This is a genomic window from Enterobacter sp. Ap-1006 (genome assembly GCF_011752835.1).
Lineage (GTDB): Bacteria > Pseudomonadota > Gammaproteobacteria > Enterobacterales > Enterobacteriaceae > Cedecea.
Map to the genome: position 1 here is coordinate 77085 of NZ_VWWU01000002.1, position 19425 is coordinate 96509.

Here is a 19425-nt window from a genome sequence, read left to right on the forward strand (position 1 = left end):
CCCAATCGACACACAATCTTCACTCGCTCCCCTTAAGCTCGTGACAATTAAGAACAGGAGCAAATCATGCACGTTTTTACCGGTGAAATTCCCTTCGGTCATGCCGTTCACACCTTCTCTGTAGCAGACAATGCCCCGGCGATTAGCCTGACGGGCACGACGCTGCGTACCGGACACCTTTACTGCTACCTTTACGACAGCCGCCAGCAGCTAAGAGCCTCGGTGATGCTGCAAAAACCGGAAAAGGTGCTCACAGTCTGCGCGGACTGGGCTTCCGTCGGTGCTCTCCCCGGTGAACTCCCCGCCGGAGAATGGCAATTACATATCTATAACGTCATCGGTGAAAGCCGTTCGCCGCAGCCTATGAGCTATCGGCTGGATGTGACTTTCGACGCACTGGCCGCCTCCGTTGATTTTGAAAAACAAGACGTTTTACGCCCGGATCACCAGGTCATTTTTGACTACCAGCACACGCTCAGCGATCGTCCCGGCTGGTATCGCGGCGACCTGCACGGCCACACCACGCTGTCCGACGGCAACAACACGCTGCCTGAGGCGCTGGATATCATGGCTTCGCAGGGACTGGATTTCTTCTTCCTGACCGAGCACAACTTGTCCCACGCCTGTCTCCCGCGCCACGACAGCGTTTTGTTGCTGCCGAGCATTGAAGTCACCGCCGACAAAGGCCACCTGAACGTGCACGGCCCCGCCGCCACGCTAAATATGTTCCATGCGGATTACAGCAGCCGCGGGCTGCTCACTCAGGGCATTGCGCTCAAGCGGCCAGAAAGCGTACTGAGCGTAAACCACGCCATGCTGCACCCGTGGAGCTGGCTCTATAACGACATGCCGATGGCGGATATCGACGTTCTGGAAGTGCTCAACGACCCAACCTGGAAAAACGCCACCATCGCGAACGAGCAGGTGGTCGAGATCTTCACCACGCTGTGGAACGCGGGGCACCGGATTTATGCCGTCGGCGGCAGCGACTGCCATATGCAGCCCCACGAGCGCTATCCGCAGGCGACAGAGCCGTCTATTTACGGCGACCCGGCAACCTGGGTTTATGCCGAGGCGCTCAGCGGAGAGGCCATTCTTGCCGCCATCAAAAGCGGGCATTGTTACTTTGAGCGCCGCTGCGGCCTGACGTTCAGCCTGAATGACGGCGCGCTGCTGCCGGGCGACGCTGCTGACGGCAAACAGATCGTATTGACTGTAGCGGTAAAAGATAGCGAACGGCGCTACACGCTTCAGGTCGTGTCGGAAGCGGGTATTCTGGCTGAATATCCCCTGGAAAACACGCCGCAAGACATTCACGCAGATATGAAAAAACATGCGTGGATTCGCTGGGATATCCGCCGTGAGGACGGCACGCTGGAGGGCATGATCAACCCGGTTTACTGCGCTCAGCATCCGCTATTTCTCTCGCCTGTCGGCGCAACCTGGGGCGAGGTGACCGGCCACCTTGAATTTCCCCGCAGCACCGATTCGGAGTGATTTTTAAGCACTTTCGTCTGGTTATCTTTTTGGTTTGTAAAATTTTGAAATTATTTAATGTGAATATTTAGTCGTTCTGCTTTGCATAAAACCGCTAAAAGCGACGAAAATGCTCCCTCATCATAGTCATAGAAATTAAGACCCGGTGACGCCGCGCTTCCCGGGTCTTTTTGTTGTTGAGAGAGACAATATGAGTTTATCTTCCGGCCACGCCTCGCATCAGGCCATTCCTCCCGGCTCGGGCGCGTTGTTCTTTATTCAGATGTTCGCCACCCTGGGCTTTGCGGTGCTTTACTCCACGCTGGTGCTGTACGTCACAAAGCGACTGGGCTTTAGCGAAGGCCAGGCCGATGCCATGATGGGGATCTTCGGAGCATTCAACTACGGGCTGCACCTGTTTGGCGGCTGCCTCGGGGGCCGCTATCTGAGCAACCGGAACCTGTTTGTGCTGGGGATGCTGCTGCAGGTCGCGGGCTGTTATCTGATTGCCGACGCGGGCCTGACGGGCCTGTGGTGGGGGCTGGCGATGTTCCTGAGCGGCAGCGGGCTGAACGTGACCTGCCTGAACATGATGCTGACCCAGCGTTTTGCGCCGGACGACGATCGCCGTGAAGCCGCCTTCCTGTGGAACTACGCCGGGATGAACCTGGGCTTCTTTATCGGCTTTACCGTGGCGGGCTACTACCAGTTGACCGAAAGCTACCGGGCGCTGTTCCTGTTTGCCACCCTCGGCAACGTCGCCGCCGTAGTCATTACCCTGCTCCGCTGGCCGGTGCTGGCAGATATCAGTACGCCGCTGCAGCACATCAAGGGGAAAGGGTTTTATCTGCGCATGGCTTTTGGGCTGCTGATCCTGATTCTTCTGGTCCCTGTCCTGCGCCTGCTGCTCGGCCATACCGAATTCAGCAGCACGTTTGTTATCGTGCTGGGGGTGCTGGTCTTCCTGGCACTGTGCGTCATGACCGCCCGCCACCCTCGCAAGCACGAGCGTCGCCGCATGGCAGCTTACCTGCTGCTGGCCGCCGGATCGCTGGTGTTTTGGTCGCTGTACCAGCTGGCTCCTATGGGGCTGACGCTGTTCGCCGAGCATAACGTCACCCTGAACGCTTTCGGCTGGGAAGTTTCTCCGCAGTGGCTGCAAAACATCAACACTATCGTCATCGTGATCGGCGGCCCGCTGATGGCCTGGCTGTTCAAACGCCTGCGCGATCGCGGCGTGCGCATCGACATTCCCGCCCAGTTTGCCTCTTCGTTGTTCTGTATGGGCGTTGGCATGCTGGTGCTGCCGCTGGGTATCTCCATGGCAGGAGCGGACGGCATGGTGGCGCTGAAATGGATTGTCCTGAGCTACATTCTGCAAAGCATCGGCGAACTGCTGATTTCCCCGGTGGGCTACTCGATGATCGGCAAACTGGCCCCGGCCAACCTGCAGGGCCTGATGATGGGCTGCTGGATGATGGTTACGGGCGTGGCCTCCGTGCTGGCGGGCTATGTTTCCGGCCGCATGCCGCAAAACAGCGGCAGCACGCCGGTACTGACCGACCCTGGCTACAGTAAAGTCTTTAGCCAGCTGGGCTGGGGCTCCGTCGCTACCGGCGTCATTTTGTTGCTGCTAATCCCGCTGCTCCGCCGCCTGATCGAGCAAAAAAACACGGCTCAGGCCTGAGTCACAGGGCGCGGGGGAACCCGCGCTTTTTGTAATATCTTAAATGGCGGTTGACGCCCTTCCCGGCAGGAACTAGAGTTAATCGCCCACTCTTTCTCCCCGAGGTTTGCAACGAAATGAACAACTAATGCGCTCGCTGCCTGACTTATGCCAGTGTGAATACGCATTGCTGTTTATTTTTGCAGTTTCGGCTGTGGCTTCTGCCACACATCTTGCCGCTATTCCCTGGCTCTGCTTTTCACTCCCCAGAGGAAAATAAGATGCCTGATACATTTACCCACTCTTCCGACTTACTCGAGCACAACCGCGCCGCATGGGATGCCCTTGCCCGCCAGCAGTGCGAATGGTCACAGCCTGTTGGTGCCGACATCATTGCACAAGCCCGCCGCGGCGAGTGGCAGATTCATTTAACGCCAGGCAAGCTCCCTGACAGCTGGCTACCGAACGTGCAGGGAAAACGCATTCTCTGCCTGGCGTCTGCCGGGGGGCAGCAGGCACCGGTGCTCGCCGCCGCCGGGGCGGAGGTCACCGTATATGATTTATCGCAGGAGCAGCTCAATAAAGACCGCTTTGTTGCGCAACGGGACAATCTGAAGCTGACATTTGTTCAGGGCGATATGCGCGATCTGTCCCGTTTCGCGGATAAAAGCTTTGACTACATTATCCACCCGATATCCAACCAGTACGTGCCAGATATTCGCCCCATCTGGCACGGCTGTTACCGGATTTTAGCGAGAGGCGGAAAGCTGTTATCCAGCTTTTTTAATCCGGTTGTTTTCATCGGCGATCGTGCCGCCAACTATGCCGAACAAGGCGTTATCCGCCCAAGATTCAGCCTGCCCTATTCTGACGTCAATGATCTCACGGCCGACGAGCTGGCCGCGAAACAGGCTCGGGGAGAAGCGTTCGTCTTCGGCCATTCACTGGAAGAGCAGATCGGCGGGCAGCTTGAGGCGGGTTTCGCTCTGGCCGGTTTTTATGAAGATAAGCAGCCCAACCCGCGTTTCTTGATTGACCAGTTTATGCCGACGTTTATAGCTACCTGCGCGATTAAATATGGGTTGGCAGCCGTCGGTGACACAGGCGAATAAAAAGATCTTTTTTATTTAAATATGCTTACAAACCACTTTTTATAAAACCCAAAAACAGCCAGCCCTAAAAGCTGGCTGTGCTAACATTTGCCGACACAAGCCTTCTTTCCCCTGATGGAAACCAGCCAATGACCGAGATACTTTTTCGTAAAGCACAGCTTGCCGATGTTCCCGCCATTATCACGCTGTTAGCCGACGACCTTCTGGGCCGCCTGAGAGAAGATCCCTGCCTTCCCTTAGATCAGCGCTACATTGAGGCTTTTCATGCCATCGATGCCGACCCAAACCAGCTACTTGCCGTAGCCGTATCCGGAGATGAGGTCATCGGGACGTTACAGCTGACCTTTATTCAGGGCTTAGCGCGCAAAGGCGCGTGGCGCGGCCAGATTGAAGCGGTACGCATTGCGCGTTCACAGAGAGGGACGGGGTTTGGCAAACAGATGGTGGACTGGGCCGTCCAGCAGTGCAAAGAAAGAGGCTGTCACCTCGTACAACTCACTACGGACAAAACACGGACTGATGCGCACCGCTTTTATGACAACCTTGGTTTTGAGGCCAGCCATTTTGGCTACAAGCTAACGCTGCAGTAATTTTTCTCGGCAAAAGCGCGACAGGGACGTTTGCGCAACAAAATGCTGACAGCCGTAGCAATTACCCCCCATTTCTTTTTATAATACGCCGCACTTTAATCAAAAAAAGAGTGCGACCATGATTGATACCACCCTGCCGTTAACCGATTTGCACCGCCACCTTGATGGCAATATTCGTGCGCAAACTATCCTCGATCTCGGCCGCCAGTTTAATTTATCTTTACCTGCCAACACCCTCGAAACCCTGCGTCCACACGTTCAGGTCGTTGAGACTGCACCGGACCTGGTCAGTTTCCTGCAAAAGCTGGACTGGGGCGTGAAAGTGCTGGGCGATCTCGAGGCCTGCCGCCGCGTCGCCTGGGAAAATATTGAAGATGCCGCTCGCAACGGCCTGCACTACGTGGAGCTGCGTTTCTCTCCAGGCTATATGGCGATGAGCCATAACCTGCCGGTGGCCGGCGTGGTTGAAGCCGTAATTGAAGGTGTACGCCAGGGCTGCCGCGATTTTGGCGTTGAAGCCCGCCTGATCGGCATTATGAGCCGAACCTTTGGTGAAGCCGCCTGTGAAGCGGAACTGAACGCCCTGCTCGCCCACCGCGACAGCATTACCGCGCTGGACTTAGCCGGAGACGAACTTGGCTTCCCGGGCAGCCTGTTCCTGAATCACTTTAATCGTGCGCGGGATGCTGGCTGGCGGATCACCGTGCATGCCGGCGAAGCTGCCGGGCCAGAGAGCATCTGGCAGGCTATCCGCGAGCTGGGCGCGGAGCGTATCGGCCACGGCGTAAAAGCGGTTGAAGATCCGGCGCTGATGGATTTCCTGGCCGAGCATAAAATCGGGATTGAATCCTGCCTGACGTCGAATATTCAGACCAGCACCGTTGCGGCCCTGGACAAACATCCGCTGATCGCCTTCCTCGATCGCGGCGTTTTAGCCACGATCAATACCGATGACCCGGCGGTTCAGGGCATCGATATTATTCATGAGTACAACGTCGCGGCACCTCAGGCCGGCCTCAGCGCGGCGCACATTCGCACCGCGCAGGAGAATGGCCTGAAGATTGCGTTCCTGAGCGAAGCCGAAAAACAGGCGCTTATCGCTAAGGTTAAGGCGGCGTAAAAATACCGGCGGCTGGCGTCAGGATGCGGATTCCAGCTGCCGTTTTTGTTCGGCCGTTTTGCGGGCATAGCGCTGAGCCAGAACGGCGCAAACCATCAGCTGGATTTGGTGGAAAATCATCAGCGGCAGCACCATCATCCCTACCGCACTTGCCGGGAACAGCACATTTGCCATCGGCACGCCGTTGGCCAGACTTTTCTTCGACCCGCAAAACACGATAGTAATCTCGTCAGCCGTATTAAAGCCCAGCAGGCGCGCCGCCAGCGTATTCACCACCAGCACAATCGCCAGCAGCACCAGCGAGCAGGCCAGCACCATCAGCAGCGAGAAACCGTTGACCTGATGCCAAATGCCTTCGACTACCGCTTCGCTAAACGCCACATAGACGACCAGCAAAATGGACGATCGGTCGGTCAGGCCAATCAGCTTTTTATGACGATCCACCCATTTGCCAATCAGCGGCCGGGAAAGGTGCCCGATAACAAACGGCACCATCAGCTGCATAATGATTTTGCCAATGGCATGCAGCGTGTCGGTTGTCCCTTCCTGAGTCTGCATCAGCGCCCCGACCAGAACGGGCGAAAGGAAGATCCCCAGGATGCTGGATGCAGAAGCGCTGCACACCGCCGCCGCCACGTTACCCCCGGCAACCGAAGTAAAGGCGATGGCTGACTGCACCGTTGCGGGCAGCGCACAAAGATAGAGGAAGCCCATATACAGCGGCTGACTCAGAATAGCCGGAGAGAGAAAGCCCATCGCCAGCCCCAGCAGCGGGAACAGCGCAAAGGTACTGAGAAACACCACTAAATGAAGCTTCCAGTGCCCCATGCCCGCCACAATGGCATCGCGGGAAAGCTTCGCCCCATGCATAAAGAAGAGCAGCGCGATGGCAAACGTCGTCAGGTATTCAAACCCGGTTTTCACTATCCCCTCGCACGGGAACAGCGATGCCACGATCACCACGCCAATCATTATCAGTAAAAAATTATCAATTTTTAGTTTTTGTAGCCAACCCATCCTGTTCCTCTACCCGACAGACATCATTTTGGCTGTTACTTTGCAACAAATCGGCCGCGCTGGCGAGTTAACAATTCTGCAAACTTCCAAAAAATGCACAGTGGGTTCATATCGCTTTATCTTAAAGCGAAACGTCAGCAATTAAGCGAAACTGAAACTAAAATATGAATACAGCACGGCTTAATTTTATAGCTATTTAAAGAAGACATTTCATCGTAAATCAAGGTAATTGCCATAAAAATTTTTTTACCTTTTGGTAAAAATACAACTTAATGATAATTAAAAATTTAATATCAAAACCATTCAGTTTCAAAATGCAGAAATACGACAAAAATCCCATTTGGAAATTTAAATTCATATTATATGAGCCGTGATGTGGCAGTGACTCAAATACGCCATACACTTATTAATACGCCGTCCGGCGTGCTAATAGTGGAGTATTGCTATGCGCTCAAATAACTTTGGCCGCCTCAGCGCTATTGCGATGGCGGTACTTCTTGCCTTCTCCCTGTCGGCCTGTAGCGGCGGCGGCGGGAGTTCGCACAATACGGCGAAAACAGCCGGGTCTGCCGGCACCACGGGCACAGACACCGCAAGCAATGGCGGTAGCGGCTCGGGGAGTAGCGGTTCCGGTGGAGGAACCGGCTCGGGTGGCAGTACTGGAACAGGTACAGGTACTGGAACCAGTGGCGGTTCGGGCGGAAGTGGAACTGGTGGAGGCACAGGAGGCGGAACAACCGTCGCTAATAGTGCAGGTAATAACATTATCGGCGATGCCGGCGGCGTCGTAAGCGGCGTTGGCAGTACCGTCAGCGGCGTAGCTTCTCAGTTACCGGTGAATAATCCTGTCACCTCCACGGTTGCCGTGGCCGCGGGCGGTACCGGCAGCGCCATTTCAACCGTCGGCAACGGCGTAGTGAACGGTCTTGGCACTGCCAATAATCCGAATGGCGTGGGGACCACCGTGACCGGCGCTACCAATGCCGTATCTGGCCTTGGGACGACCGTTTCAGCAGTCGGGACTAATCTCGCAAGCTCCACAGCCAATACGCCAGTCGGCGGGGTAACAGGTGCCGCAGGTGGACTGGTCAATACTGCGGGCCAGGTCGTGACCGGTACAGGGAATGCCCTGACTCAAACTGTACAAAGCCCTGGGGTGTCCAACCTGACAACCGGCTCTACGGGGCTGGTTAACACCACCCTTTCAGATACGCAGAAAGCCACTCAGGCCGTGGGCGGGGCTACCGGGCTAGGTACGCCTGTCAGTAACCTGCTGACCACCACAGGGGGAGCCGTCAGCGGTCTGGGGACCAATATAAGCGGCAGCAATCCATCTCTCGGCGGCCTGGGGCAGGTTGTCCAGAATACCGGGCAGGTGGTGACTGACAGCGGAGCGCTGGTGAAACCAGTGCAAACCGGCAGCAGCTCAGGCTCCGTTTCAGCGGGGGCTTCTGGCTCGCTCGGCGTGGGGGGCAATGGCCTGGTGACCGGCCTTGGCACCACAGTGAGCGGCCTGACCTCTTCGCTAACCACCAATGTCAACGCCAGTGCGACAGGCAGTAGCACAAGTTCAGGCCAGCAAGTCGGGCTTACCGGCGCGGTCAGCGGTCTTTTGAAAACCAAATAGTGCTCACTATGACACATGTGCTCCCGTGGTAACGGCGGGAGCACTTTTTTCACAGCATCTTCTTCGCTGCGCAGTTAAGGGAGATCACTATGGACACTCGTCTGGGTATCGTGTTGCTTTATGGCGCTACGCTGAGTATCAGCTATGCCGATATGTCCCCCACGCTTATCGACCCTAACAACCCCGCAAAAGCTGCTCGTTCTCTGGCCATACCTGCTGCCCCGCAAAAGCAGCCAGAAGTAAAAACCCCGCTGCCGGCTCCGCAGTTAACCCCGCGGACGCCGATTACGGTGAAACATCTGCAGTTTATTGGCGGCACGCGCTATAAACTCGACTCGCTGGTTCAGCCGTTTATGCCGCTGGTCGGCAAAACAGTCCCGCTGGCCCAGTTGATAACGTTGACCAACAACATTACCCAGCGCTATCAGCAGGATGGCCTGCCGCTGTCCTACGCTTACCTGCCGAGCGACAATTTCCATGATGGCACGGTGCGTATTGTGCTGGTTGAAGGCTATATTGCGCACAGCAACATCAAAAGCGATAACGCTAATACGGGCGAACGCTTAAGCCGTTTGTCGGCGCTAATGATGAATGAAAAACCCCTCAGCCAGGCCACATTTGACCGCTACAGCCTGCTGATGCAGCGCACGCCGGCGACAAAAGTGGAGGCCAATGCCGCGCTACCTAACAACATTTACGGCGCGGCGGATATGAAAGTCGACGCCACGCAGCCGCATATCTGGGATATTTCCTCCACGATAGACACGCGCAAAGGCTCAAACCTGGCCCTGATTAACGGCACGCTCAGCAACCTCACCAGCCACGGCGATCAGCTGGGGCTTGCCACGCTGGTGCCGCTGGATAGCAGCACGAAAAAAACCTACTTTGGGGCCAACTATCAGCAATACCTCACCGATAACGGCCTGCTGATGCAGTTGAAAGGCAGCTTCTATCGTGAAAACCCCAGCGACTACACGCCGCTGCTTTATTTGCCGCAGAACATTGCTATCGATGCAAAGGAAAAAACCACCCAGTACACCGGGGGAATAGCCTTCAGCTACCCGCTGCTGCTTGAGCGCAAGAAGCAGTTTTCGGTCAGCGGCGGGCTGGATTATGTCGATAAGCGCGATGATTATGCGCTGCGCGCCAGCGGCTTCGGCAATACCATTGATTTGCCCGGCGTCAGCCAGCGCGCTCGCTACCCGGCGGCAGAGTTTTCGGCCTGGGGCTACCGCGAGTACGACACCGCCAACTGGAGCGCACGCCTGACCCTGCGCAAGGGTATTGATGCCTTTGGGGCCAGCGTCACGCCGGGATTAAACACTAATCTCAATTTTACGCGCTGGAAGGGCAACGTCGATGCCGCCTGGCTGGTCGCGCCTAAATGGCGATTGAGTACGTCGCTGGAGGGGGACTGGTCGAACAATAATTTGCCCGAAGCCGAGCGCGTAAGCTTCGGGGCGCAGCGTTTTGGCCGGGGATATCCTGACGGCGAGGCCAGCGGAGATTACGGCTACGGCGGGCAGGTTGAAATGCGCTATCTCCATAGTCTCGATCAAGGCGTGTGGATTAACACGGTACAGCCCTATGTCGTGGCCGATACCGCCCAGACCTGGTTCAATCAGCCGGGCTTCCGTCACCAGCGCCTGGCCTCGATTGCAACCGGCGTAACGGTGGGCGACAGCCGCCACTATTCTGTCTCCGTTGAGGCGGCGAGGCCACTGGCTGATTTACCCAGCGACAGTAGCCGCCGCGATGTCCGCTTCAGCCTGACCTTCACCTACAACTTTAACAATCTGCATTAACGGTTAACCCTCACCGGGCGCGGTGAGGGGCATTCTCAGACAAGGTTCAGCGTCGCGCGCTTTTTCGCAGACTCGATGCCCAGCTCAATCAGTTCCATGACCTGAATCGCCTGGGCTGCCGGGACAGGGTTCTCACCTTTCCCGGCCAGAGCATCACGCACTCCCGCATAATAAGCCGGATAGTTACCCGGCACGGTCAGTAGCGTCTGCTCGTCCATTATCTCGCCCTGTGCCAGGGTCAGCACGCCGTCGCGCATGTCGTAACCCCAGTCTTCCTGTGGCAGTCGTTCGCCCGCTTTCAGGCGATCCTCCTGCGGATCAAGGCCGTATTTAATGTAGCTCCCACGCGTGCCGTGCACGATGTAACGCGCCGTTTCCGCCGCCGCCAGCAGCGTGCCATGCAGCACGACACGACGCTGCGGATAAGCCAGCACGGCGTGGAAGTAGTCGGTCGCCTGCGCCCCGGCGCGAAGCTGCGCGAGGTCCACGGTCAGGCTGACTGGCAGCCCAAACAGAGTGATGGCCTGATCGAGCAGATGCGGCCCAAGATCGTACCAAATACCGCTGCCGACGCCCGCCTGTTCACGCCAGCGGTTACGTACCTGCGGGCGGTAGCGGTCAAAGTGGGATTCAAAATAGGCCACTTCGCCGAGCGTCCCTTCCGCCAGCAAATTTTTCACCGTCAGGAAGTCGCTATCCCAACGGCGGTTGTGGAACACGGACAGCAGCAGGCCGAGCTTTTTAGCCAGCGCATCCAGCTCCCGCGCCTGGGATAGCGTGACGGTGAAAGGCTTATCAACGACGACATGTTTTCCGGCTTCCAGCGCAGCTTTAGCCAGCGGGAAGTGGGTGTCATTCGGGGTAGGAATGACAATCAGATCGATGGCGGGATCTTTAAACAGGTGCTGAGGATCGGACACGACCGTCATCCCCGGCCAGTCAGCGTGTACTTTTTCAGCATCGCTACTGGAAACTGCGGCGAGGATCATTCCTGGCGTACCGGAAATCAGCGGCGCATGAAAAGTCTTGCTGGCATAACCGTAACCGATAAGCCCGACGCGGATGGTATCACTCATGTGTTTTCCTCTCTTTAATGAACTCCGGCATTTCACCTTATCCCCCGGTGGGCGACAACCACAAGTTTCTGGATTGCGCATTGCCCAGGCATAAGACCGCCATTATTGCTAATCATCCTGACAGTTATTATGGCTTTAAATAACAGTCTTCATTTAGCCCGAACGGCCAGGGTAAATTAAAATTAAGGAGATTTTTATGTAGTCCAGGACGCGATATTCCTGGATCTTGCAAAGAAAACTCCTAATTGTTCCGTCGAGTAATAATAGCGCTAAGTCGCGACCGAGTTTGCGATTATCATCGCCTCTCAATCCGCCGACCGTGATTAATTGATACCCACCATGGAAAATGCAACACCTCTCAGTGCCCTGGACTACCTGATGAAATTCCGCAAAATAAGCTCGCAGGAAAATCTGGAAAAGCTTTTTGATCACTTGAATTACACCCTGACCGACAGCCAGGAAATCATGAATATGTACCGCGCGGCCGATCACCGCAGGGCCGAACTGGCCTCCGGCGGACGTCTTTTTGACCTTGGATGCGTGCCGAAAACGGTCTGGCGTTACGTTGTATAGCCGCTGCCGGTAGCATTAGCGGCAAAATCCCTTATAATCCCCCCGCTTTATTCACCTTATTTAAAATCGGGAGGACACATGACGACGCCCCAACCCCCGCGCATTGCCGGCTGGCTCCTTGCCCCTTTGGCCTGGCTGCTAATGTCGTTGCTCAGCAGCTCGGTGGCGCTGTTAAGTTTCCTGATGATGATTTTGTCCCCGGCAGCCCGCGAGGCGCTGGGCAGCGCAGACGCAAAAACAACGCTGTTGTTCAGCCTGTCCGTCGCCTGTGCGATGGCAATGTGGGCCTATACCCTCTGGCTGACTATCGCGTTCTTTAAACGCCGCCAGAATGTGGTCCGTCATTATATTTTGTGGCTGCTGCTCACCGTGCTGCTGGCGATTAAGTCCTTCGCATTTTCGCCGGTAAGCGACAAGGTCGCGGTTCAACTGTTGCTGCCTTCTCTGCTTGCGGCGGCATTACTGGTGCCTTATTTGAAGCGTTCGAAGCGAGTGAAGCAGACCTTCATTAACCCGTAATAACCCTATAGATAGCCCGTTGTCGCCGCCCGCCGATTCGTCGATAATAGGCGGCTTTTTTTGTTTCAGGTCGAATCATGTCAGATTATTTGCTGCTCTTTGTGGGTACCGTGCTGGTCAATAACTTCGTGCTGGTGAAGTTCCTTGGTCTGTGTCCGTTTATGGGGGTTTCCAAAAAACTGGAAAGCGCCATCGGCATGGGGCTGGCGACCACCTTCGTGATGACGCTCGCCTCTATTTTTGCGTGGATCATTGACGAACTTATCCTGGTGCCGCTGGACCTGATCTATCTGCGCACCCTGGCGTTTATCCTGGTTATCGCGGTTGTCGTGCAGTTCACCGAAATGGTGGTGCGTAAAACCAGCCCCGCGCTTTATCGCCTGCTGGGGATCTTCCTGCCGCTGATCACCACCAACTGCGCCGTACTCGGCGTGGCATTGCTCAACATCAACCTGGGCCATAACTTCCTGCAGTCGGCGGTGTATGGTTTTTCCGCCGCGCTTGGCTTCTCGCTGGTGATGGTGCTGTTCGCGGCCATTCGCGAGCGTATGGTTGTAGCCGATATTCCAGCCCCGTTTCGCGGCAACGCTATCGCGCTGGTGACCGCAGGCCTGATGGCCCTCGCCTTTATGGGCTTTAGCGGGCTGGTGAAGTTCTGATGACAACGTTGTGGATGGCCATTATTTCGGTCACGCTGATGGGGCTGCTGTTCGGCCTGATCCTGGGCTATGCCTCTCGCCGCTTTGAAGTAGAAGAAGATCCGATTGTTGACCGCATTGACGAACTGCTGCCCCAGAGCCAGTGCGGCCAGTGCGGTTACCCAGGCTGCCGTCCTTACGCAGAGGCCGTTGGCAACCAGGGCGCGAAAATCAACCTTTGCGCGCCGGGCGGCGAAGCCGTAATGCTGAAGATTGCCAGCGCCCTGAACGTGGAGCCCCAGCCGATTGACGGCGACGCCGCCGCCGCAGAGCCGGTGCGCATGCTCGCCGTGATTGACGAAGCAAACTGCATCGGCTGCACAAAATGCATTCAGGCCTGCCCCGTTGACGCGATTGTAGGCGCGACCCGCGCCATGCATACCGTGATCGGTGACCAGTGCACAGGCTGTAACCTTTGCGTCGACCCTTGCCCTACCCGCTGCATCGACCTGATCCCCGTCAGCCCGACGACCGAAAGCTGGAAATGGGATTTGCAGACCATCCCGGTGCGTATGATCCCGGCGGATAACCATGCTTAATATCTTCAATCGCTTTAAAAAAGACAGAATTTGGGACTTTGACGGCGGCATTCATCCCCCGGAGATGAAAACCCAGTCCAACGGCACGCCGCTGCGCCAGGTTCCGCTGCCCTCCCAGCTCGTGATTCCGCTGAAGCAGCACATCGGCGCGGAAGGTGAACTGTGCGTCAAACCCGGTGATTATGTGCTGCGCGGCCAGCCTCTGACCCGTGGGCGCGGGCGTATGCTGCCGGTACATGCTCCAACCTCCGGCACCATTAAGGCTATTGAGCCGCACTCAACAGCGCATCCTTCTGCCCTCGCCGAACTTAGCATCATTCTTGATGCCGACGGTGAGGACCGCTGGATTGAACGAGACGGCTGGAGCGACTACCGCTGCCAGAGTCGTGAAGCCCTTATTGAACGCATTCACCAGTTCGGCGTGGCCGGGCTGGGCGGCGCAGGGTTCCCGACCGGCAGCAAACTGCAGGGCGGCGGCGATAAAATTGACACGCTGATCGTGAACGCCGCCGAATGCGAGCCCTACATTACCGCCGACGACCGCCTGATGCAGGACTGTGCCGCGCAAATTATCGAAGGCGTGCGCATTCTGGCCCATATTCTGAAGCCACAGCGCATTCTTATTGGCATTGAGGACAACAAGCCGCAGGCGATCTCCATGATGCGGGCGGTGCTGGCTAATAGCCACGATATGCAGCTGCGGGTCATCCCGACGAAATACCCGTCCGGCGGCGCCAAGCAGCTGACGCAGATTTTAACCGGCAAGCAGGTGCCCCACGGGGGCCGTTCGTCCGACATTGGCATTCTTATGCAGAACGTCGGCACCGCGTATGCCATTAAACGTGCGGTCGTCGACGGCGAACCGCTGACCGAGCGTGTCGTCACTTTAACTGGTGAATCCATAACTCAGCCGGGCAACGTCTGGGCGCGTCTGGGCACGCCGGTCAGCCACCTGCTCAGTTTTGCGGGCTTCCGCCCAGGACAGGATCAGAAAGTGATTATGGGTGGGCCGCTGATGGGCTTCACCCTGCCGTGGCTTGACGTGCCGGTAGTGAAAATTACCAACTGCCTGTTGGCCCCGTCTCCGGCTGAAATGGGCGAGCAGGAAGAAGAACAAGGCTGTATTCGCTGCAGCGCCTGCGCGGACTCCTGCCCGGCCGATCTGCTGCCGCAGCAGCTGTACTGGTTCAGCAAAGGCCAGCAGCACGACAAAGCCACCGCCTACAACCTGTCTGACTGTATCGAATGCGGGGCCTGCGCCTACGTTTGCCCAAGCAATATTCCGCTGGTGCAGTACTTCCGCCAGGAAAAGGCCGAAATCCGTGAGATTGAGCTGGAAGCCAAACGCACCGTTGAGGCTAAGGCTCGCTTTGAGGCTCGTCAGGAAAGGCTGGAGCGTGAGAAAGCCGCTCGCCTTGAGCGCCATAAAAATGCTGCGGTTCAGCCGACGGCAAAAGATAACGATGCCATTCAGGCCGCACTTGCCCGCGTAAAAAGCAAAAAAGCGCAGGTCAGCGACGAACCTATAGTGGTGAAAGCCGGCAGTACGCCGGACAATAGCGAAATGATTGCCGCCCGCGAAGCCCGTAAAGCTGAAGCGCGCGCGCGCCAGGCAGAGAAAGCGCAACAGGCAGAATCGGCGAGCAGCACCGAAACCGATCCTCGTAAGGCTGCCGTTGAAGGCGCGATCGCCCGGGCCAAGGCTCGCAAAGCCGCACAAAACGCAGAAAGCCCTGAGACAGCGGCCGTTGAGCCAGAAGCCGTTGATCCGCGCAAAGCCGCCGTTGAAGCCGCGATTGCCCGTGCCAAGGCTCGCAAAGCCGCACAAAACGCAGAAAGCCCTGAGGCAGCGGCCGTTGAGCCAGAAGCCGTTGACCCGCGCAAAGCCGCCGTTGAAGCTGCCATTGCCCGAGCCAAGGCCCGCAAAGCCGCACAAAACGCAGAAAACCCTGAGGCAGCGGCCGTTGAGCCAGAAGCCGTTGACCCGCGCAAAGCCGCCGTTGAAGCTGCCATTGCCCGAGCCAAAGCTCGCAAAGCGGCGCAGAAAGCGGAAAGCGAACAATCAGCCCCACAAGAAGAACAAGATCCACGCAAAGCTGCAGTGGCTGCGGCAATTGCCCGCGTTCAGGCGCGTAAAGCCGCTCAGATGTCTCCAGAGGAATAAATGGTTTTTAAAATCGCAAGCTCCCCGTTTACCCATAATCAGCGCAGCACCGCGCGGATTATGATGCTGGTTTGTCTCGCTGCCCTGCCCGGCATCGCGATGCAGTGGTACTGGTTTGGCTGGGGAACGCTGATTCAGGTTGTACTGGGGATCGTCAGCGCTATGGTCGCCGAAGCGCTGGTGCTACGTCTGCGCAAAAAATCCGTACAAAACCACCTTGCCGATAACTCGGCGCTGCTCACCGGCCTGTTGCTGGGGATCAGTATTCCGCCTCTCGCGCCATGGTGGATGGTGGTTGTCGGGATGGTGTTTGCCATCATCATTGCCAAGCAGCTTTATGGCGGCCTTGGCAATAACCCGTTTAACCCGGCGATGATTGGCTACGTTGTGCTGCTGATTGCTTTCCCGGTGCAGATGACCTCCTGGCTGCCGCCGCAGTCCATTGCCGCCAACGTACCGGGTTTTGTTGACAGCCTGCAGGTGATTTTCCACGGCGCAACCGCCACAGGCGGTACCATGGATACGCTGCGCATGGGCGTGGACGGCATCAGCCAGGCCACGCCGCTGGACACCTTCAAAACCGGTCTGCACGCGGGACACTCCGCGGAGCAACTTCTGAGTGCGCCAATCTATGGCGGCGCGCTGGCGGGCCTCGGCTGGCAGTGGGTTAACCTGGCTTATCTGGCGGGCGGTCTGTTTCTGCTGTGGCGCGGCACCATTCGCTGGCATATCCCGGCGGGCTTCCTGGTGGCTTTGGTCGTCTGCTCCACGCTCGGCTGGGTTATTGCCCCGGAAAAATGCCTGTCGCCGATGGTGCATCTGTTCTCCGGTGCGACCATGCTCGGCGCGTTCTTTATCCTGACTGACCCGGTCACCGCCTCAACGACCAACCGTGGACGACTGATTTTCGGGGCGCTCGTTGGCCTGCTGGTCTGGCTGATTCGTACTTACGGCGGCTACCCGGACGGCGTGGCGTTCGCCGTGCTGCTGGGTAATATTACCGTGCCGCTGATCGACTACTACACACGCCCTCGCGCGTACGGCCACCGCTAAGGAGACGCTATGTTTAAAACAATGCAAAAGCATGGCGTAGCCCTGGCGCTGTTTGCCGCTCTGTTTACCGGGTTGACGGCGCTGGTCAACGAACTCACCAAACCGACAATTGCCCAGCAATCGGCGCTGCAGCAAAAAATGTTATTTGATCAGGTGATTGCCGATGACGTCTACGATAACCCTATTCAGGACAGCTGCCTGGTGGTGAAGGACTCCCCGCTAGGCAAAGGCGCCCGACATATTTATGTGGCGCGTAAAGGCGATAAGCCCGTTGCCGTTGTCATGGAAGCCACCGCGCCGGATGGCTATTCTGGTGCTATACAGATTCTGGTTGCCGCCGATTTTAACGGCACCATCCTCGGTACCCGCGTGACCGAACACCACGAAACGCCGGGGCTTGGGGATAAAATAGAACTGCGCCTCAGCGACTGGATCACCCACTTTGCTAACAAACGCATTCAGGGCAGCAATGACCCGAGCTGGGCGGTCCAAAAAGACGGCGGGCAGTTCACGCAATTTACCGGGGCAACCATTACCCCGCGCGCGGTAGTCAATGCCGTTAAGCGCGCTGGCCTGTTTGCAGAAACCCTGCCCGCGCAGCTCAACGAATTGCCGGCCTGTGGAGAACAACAATGAGCGAAACAAAACGCGTCCTGGTAAACGGGCTGTGGAAAAATAACTCGGCGCTGGTTCAGCTGCTGGGCCTTTGCCCGCTGCTGGCCGTCACCTCCACCGCCACCAACGCCCTCGGGCTTGGGCTGGCGACCACGCTGGTACTGACGCTGACCAACGGGACAATTTCCGCCCTGCGCCGCTGGGTGCCCGCTGAGATTCGTATTCCGGTGTACGTGCTGATCATCGCCTCGGTAGTCAGTATCGTGCAGATGCTGATCAACGCTTATGCATTTGGGCTCTACCAGTCGCTGGGGATCTTTATCCCGCTCATCGTCACCAACTGTATCGTCGTCGGGCGAGCCGAAGCCTACGCGGCAAAAGCCAGCGTGCCTTATGCCGCGCTGGATGGGTTTGCCACCGGGCTGGGCGCGACCAGCGCAATGTTTGTTTTAGGCTCCATTCGCGAGATTATTGGTAACGGCACCCTGTTTGACGGCGCGGACGGCCTGCTTGGCAACTGGGCGAAAGTGCTGCGCATTGAAGTCTTCCATACCGACACACCTTTCCTGCTCGCCATGCTGCCGCCGGGCGCCTTTATTGGCCTGGGTATGCTGTTGGCGATAAAATACCTCATTGATGAAAAAATGAAGGCACGTCGCGCCCGCGAAAGCGCCGCCGCCGTAGCTGGCAATGCAGAGAAGGCTTAATGAATAACAGCAAGCGCGTTGAGATCCTCACCCGCCTGAGAGACAACAATCCTCATCCGACAACCGAACTCAATTTCAGCAGCCCTTTTGAGCTGCTGATTGCGGTTCTGCTTTCCGCTCAGGCCACCGACGTCAGCGTCAACAAGGCGACGGCAAAGCTGTACCCTGTCGCCAATACCCCGGCGACGATGCTGGCGCTTGGGGTAGACGGCGTAAAGGAGTACATCAAAACCATCGGCCTGTTTAACAGCAAAGCGGAGAATGTGATCAAAACCTGCCGCATGCTGCTTGACCTGCACGGTGGCGAAGTCCCTGAGGACCGGGCGGCGCTTGAGGCGCTGCCGGGCGTAGGCCGTAAAACCGCCAACGTCGTGCTGAACACGGCCTTCGGCTGGCCAACGATTGCCGTCGATACCCATATCTTCCGGGTGTGTAACCGCACTCAGTTTGCTGCCGGGAAAAACGTCGAGCAGGTAGAGGAAAAACTGCTGAAGGTGGTTCCGGCAGAATTTAAGGTCGACTGCCATCACTGGCTGATCCTCCATGGTCGCTATACCTGCATCGCGCGCAAGCCGCGCTGTGGCTCGTGCATTATCGAAGATCTCTGTGAATTCAAAGAGAAGGTTGACGCCTGATCGCCTCACCCGGGGCCAGCCTCGGGCTTCCTCTGTACTTCCCTGCCTTATAAACGCCCTTTTTGCACACTTTTATGCCGGAAATAACGCGGGATGATTTTATATTGTCCGCTCAATAATCGGCTCACCAGGTTAATCGTTTTTTTGCGATAAGAAATTTCTATAAATTTGTGATCTGCATCACTTTGATAACTTGAGGTTGCAAAATGGTAACTAAAACGCCATTAAGGCCTTGCTATCGTTAGCAATAATGGATCTACGGTAATACAATAGGCCAGGCATATTGAATATTGTGGTCATTAACACTGCATTTAGGCTTTCAAAGCAGAACATATAACTATAATGTTAAAAAATCGCTTTGAAAAAAGACAAAAAATCGTTAATAAATGAATTGGTAAAATTTAACGCTGAATAACAATTCATCTAATGGCGT

The 19425-nt window shown here is 56.6% G+C and carries 18 protein-coding genes; 16 read left to right on the top strand and 2 right to left on the bottom strand.

Annotated features, from left to right (window positions below):
* Positions 1-66 precede the first annotated feature (66 nt).
* The 5 genes from F3J28_RS07680 to add all read left to right on the top strand — a co-directional run bounded on the left by F3J28_RS07680 (position 67) and on the right by add (position 5964).
* Positions 67-1497 (top strand): CehA/McbA family metallohydrolase, encoded by a 1431-nt coding sequence (locus F3J28_RS07680; RefSeq protein ID WP_166874673.1) that lies wholly within the window; start codon positions 67-69, stop codon positions 1495-1497.
* A 190-nt stretch (positions 1498-1687) separates the two neighbouring features.
* Positions 1688-3163 (top strand): peptide MFS transporter, encoded by a 1476-nt coding sequence (locus F3J28_RS07685; RefSeq protein ID WP_166874675.1) that lies wholly within the window; start codon positions 1688-1690, stop codon positions 3161-3163.
* Positions 3164-3423: 260 nt separating this feature from the next.
* The gene (locus tag F3J28_RS07690; RefSeq protein ID WP_166874678.1) at positions 3424-4254 is read left to right on the top strand and encodes a class I SAM-dependent methyltransferase; all 831 of its coding nucleotides are present in this window, start codon (positions 3424-3426) and stop codon (positions 4252-4254) included.
* Positions 4255-4382: 128 nt separating this feature from the next.
* Positions 4383-4844, top strand: coding sequence for a GNAT family N-acetyltransferase (locus F3J28_RS07695; protein WP_166874681.1), 462 nt, complete (start codon positions 4383-4385; stop codon positions 4842-4844).
* A gap of 118 nt (positions 4845-4962) precedes the next feature.
* Entirely contained in the window at positions 4963-5964 is a 1002-nt protein-coding gene (gene add, locus F3J28_RS07700; RefSeq protein ID WP_008456411.1) for an adenosine deaminase, read from the top strand.
* An 18-nt stretch (positions 5965-5982) separates the two neighbouring features.
* Here the strand turns inward: add and F3J28_RS07705 are convergent, their stop codons facing one another.
* A complete protein-coding gene (locus tag F3J28_RS07705) occupies positions 5983-6981 on the bottom strand; it encodes a bile acid:sodium symporter family protein (protein WP_166874683.1) in 999 nt (332 codons plus the stop codon).
* 445 nt (positions 6982-7426) lie between these two features.
* Here F3J28_RS07705 and F3J28_RS07710 point away from each other — a divergent pair, with 445 nt between their 5' ends.
* Together F3J28_RS07710 and F3J28_RS07715 are read left to right on the top strand one after the other, a co-directional pair.
* Positions 7427-8608, top strand: a complete 1182-nt coding sequence (locus F3J28_RS07710) for a collagen-like triple helix repeat-containing protein (RefSeq protein ID WP_205247143.1) — start codon at positions 7427-7429, stop codon at positions 8606-8608.
* Positions 8609-8697: 89 nt separating this feature from the next.
* Complete coding sequence (locus F3J28_RS07715; protein ID WP_166874686.1) at positions 8698-10413, top strand: ShlB/FhaC/HecB family hemolysin secretion/activation protein; 1716 nt, start codon at positions 8698-8700, stop codon at positions 10411-10413.
* 35 nt (positions 10414-10448) lie between these two features.
* On the opposite strand, the gene F3J28_RS07720 is transcribed toward F3J28_RS07715, so the two are convergent.
* Positions 10449-11489, bottom strand: coding sequence for an oxidoreductase (locus F3J28_RS07720; protein ID WP_008456419.1), 1041 nt, complete (start codon positions 11487-11489; stop codon positions 10449-10451).
* Between the two features lie 339 nt (positions 11490-11828).
* Between F3J28_RS07720 and ydgT the strand changes: the two genes are divergently transcribed.
* From ydgT to nth, 9 genes are all read left to right on the top strand, one after another.
* Positions 11829-12062, top strand: coding sequence for a transcription modulator YdgT (gene ydgT / locus F3J28_RS07725; protein WP_008456420.1), 234 nt, complete (start codon positions 11829-11831; stop codon positions 12060-12062).
* Positions 12063-12140: 78 nt separating this feature from the next.
* Positions 12141-12581: a DUF2569 family protein gene (locus F3J28_RS07730; protein ID WP_008456421.1), complete on the top strand. Its 441-nt coding sequence runs from the start codon at positions 12141-12143 to the stop codon at positions 12579-12581.
* Positions 12582-12658: 77 nt separating this feature from the next.
* Positions 12659-13240, top strand: coding sequence for an electron transport complex subunit RsxA (rsxA, locus tag F3J28_RS07735; protein ID WP_008456422.1), 582 nt, complete (start codon positions 12659-12661; stop codon positions 13238-13240).
* Positions 13240-13818, top strand: coding sequence for an electron transport complex subunit RsxB (gene rsxB, locus F3J28_RS07740; RefSeq protein ID WP_166874689.1), 579 nt, complete (start codon positions 13240-13242; stop codon positions 13816-13818). The genes rsxA and rsxB overlap by 1 nt, the downstream gene beginning before the upstream one ends.
* Positions 13811-15982, top strand: coding sequence for an electron transport complex subunit RsxC (rsxC, locus tag F3J28_RS07745; protein WP_166874691.1), 2172 nt, complete (start codon positions 13811-13813; stop codon positions 15980-15982). Before rsxB ends, rsxC begins: the two co-directional genes overlap by 8 nt.
* Positions 15983-17035, top strand: a complete 1053-nt coding sequence (rsxD, locus tag F3J28_RS07750; RefSeq protein ID WP_166874694.1) for an electron transport complex subunit RsxD — start codon at positions 15983-15985, stop codon at positions 17033-17035.
* Positions 17036-17044: 9 nt separating this feature from the next.
* Positions 17045-17671: an electron transport complex subunit RsxG gene (gene rsxG / locus F3J28_RS07755; protein ID WP_039302429.1), complete on the top strand. Its 627-nt coding sequence runs from the start codon at positions 17045-17047 to the stop codon at positions 17669-17671.
* The gene (locus F3J28_RS07760) at positions 17668-18357 is read left to right on the top strand and encodes an electron transport complex subunit E (RefSeq protein ID WP_008456427.1); all 690 of its coding nucleotides are present in this window, start codon (positions 17668-17670) and stop codon (positions 18355-18357) included. Before rsxG ends, F3J28_RS07760 begins: the two co-directional genes overlap by 4 nt.
* A complete protein-coding gene (nth, locus tag F3J28_RS07765; protein WP_008456428.1) occupies positions 18357-18992 on the top strand; it encodes an endonuclease III in 636 nt (211 codons plus the stop codon). The genes F3J28_RS07760 and nth overlap by 1 nt, the downstream gene beginning before the upstream one ends.
* Positions 18993-19425: the final 433 nt, after the last annotated feature.